This is a genomic window from Capnocytophaga sp. oral taxon 332 str. F0381 (assembly GCF_000318275.2).
GTDB classification, from domain to species: Bacteria; Bacteroidota; Bacteroidia; order Flavobacteriales; family Flavobacteriaceae; genus Capnocytophaga; species Capnocytophaga bilenii.
In genome coordinates this window covers 21,539-22,069 of sequence record NZ_KB291337.1, presented here as the reverse complement: position 1 = coordinate 22,069, position 531 = coordinate 21,539, and the positions used below count along the sequence as shown (strand labels likewise).

The window sequence follows — 531 nt, the reverse complement described above, 5'->3', positions numbered from 1 at the left end:
TTTCTATTTTGAAATAGTTTCTCGGATCTGTTGTTGAAATACCGTTGTAAATAATTACTTCTGTACTTTCGGGTATATCAGGAACTGTAGGGGTACTTACCGTTGGCGTGCTCACTGTCGGAGTCGTTACCGTTGGAGTACTTACCGTTGGAGTACTCACTGTTGGCGTGCTCACAGTCGGAGTACTTACCGTTGGAGTCGTTACTGTTGGGGTGCTTACCGTAGGGGTGCTCACTGTTGGGGTGCTTACCGTAGGAGTGCTCACTGTTGGGGTGCTTACCGTAGGAGTGCTCACTGTCGGAGTCGTTACCGTTGGGGTACTTACCGTTGGTGTTGTTACGGTTGGTGTTGTTACGGTTGGAGTGCTCACTGTTGGCGTACTTACCGTAGGAGTGCTCACTGTCGGTGTCGTTACCGTTGGAGTGCTCACTGTCGGAGTCGTTACCGTTGGTGTACTTACTGTCGGAGTACTTACAGTAGGAGTGCTCACTGTCGGAGTACTTACCGTTGGCGTGCTCACTGTCGGAGTCG

Annotated in this window: 1 pseudogene; it reads right to left on the bottom strand. The window is 50.7% G+C overall.

Annotated features, from left to right (window positions below):
• Positions 1-531, bottom strand: a pseudogene (locus HMPREF9075_RS13280) (metallopeptidase); the annotation flags it as partial.